Annotated in this window: 2 tRNA genes and 2 rRNA genes; all 4 read left to right on the top strand. The window is 42.1% G+C overall.

Annotated elements, in window-relative coordinates:
- Window positions 1-99: ribosomal RNA gene (locus B7C41_RS19850) — 16S ribosomal RNA — on the top strand; the annotation flags it as partial.
- Window positions 100-217: 118 nt separating this feature from the next.
- A tRNA-Ile gene (locus B7C41_RS19845) sits at window positions 218-294 on the top strand.
- Window positions 295-335: 41 nt separating this feature from the next.
- Window positions 336-411, top strand: a tRNA-Ala gene (locus tag B7C41_RS19840).
- A 421-nt stretch (window positions 412-832) separates the two neighbouring features.
- Window positions 833-940: ribosomal RNA gene (locus B7C41_RS19835) — 23S ribosomal RNA — on the top strand; the annotation flags it as partial.

Raw genomic sequence — 940 nt, 5'->3', positions numbered from 1 at the left:
TTAACCTTCGGGAGGACGGTCACCACTTTGTGATTCATGACTGGGGTGAAGTCGTAACAAGGTAACCCTAGGGGAACCTGGGGTTGGATCACCTCCTTATCTTGAAGTAAAACAGCTTAATGAGAACCTCGGTTCTACGAGTGTTCACACAAATTACATGATAACAAATTAGAAGAAGTCCAAACATCTAAGCTTCGGACATCTCGCAAGAGACAATAGGTCTGTAGCTCAGCTGGTTAGAGCGCACCCCTGATAAGGGTGAGGTCGGCAGTTCAAGTCTGCCCAGACCTACCAATTTAACCGTAGATGTTTACCCTTTATCTTAAACGATATAAGGGGCTATAGCTCAGCTGGGAGAGCGCCTGCCTTGCACGCAGGAGGTCAGCAGTTCGATCCTGCTTAGCTCCACCACTTCTTCAAAAGAATTGAATGACCAAACTTAAGGTATCCTTCTCGAATGAGAGTGATGATTTACGTTTGGTTTTTTAAACCAAGTTTTTAGCCGAATGTGTGCTAGAGACTACTTCTTTAACAATCTGGAAAGCTGATATAAATACCGGTATTTATATGAATTAGGGCGTGTCGCGCGTTTCTTTTTATAATTATAAATACCAAGCTGTTGTTACTTCTTTTATCGGGAAGTGATGATGGTGATTGTGGCTCCTCCTCGGAGACGCAATCAACCCGATAATAAGTTTACTTATTATCAACTCTTATTCAAGACACACTTTGTGTGCGTGAAAATGTCAGACTTTACAATTGAGAAGGTTTTGTCACCTTCTTGTACTTTGTTTTCCCCTTATTTATAAGGAAAGACTACTTAGGGTTGTATGGTTAAGTGACTAAGCGTATGTGGTGGATGCCTTGGCAGTTAGAGGCGATGAAGGACGTGTTAATCTGCGAAAAGCTTTGGTGAGGTGATAAAAACCGTTATAGCCAA

Origin of the sequence: Cognaticolwellia mytili (assembly GCF_002104475.1) — a bacterium.
GTDB classification, from domain to species: domain Bacteria; phylum Pseudomonadota; class Gammaproteobacteria; order Enterobacterales; family Alteromonadaceae; genus Cognaticolwellia; species Cognaticolwellia mytili.
The sequence above is the reverse complement of the archived record's forward strand: the minus strand, read 5'-3'. Positions and strand labels throughout refer to the sequence as shown.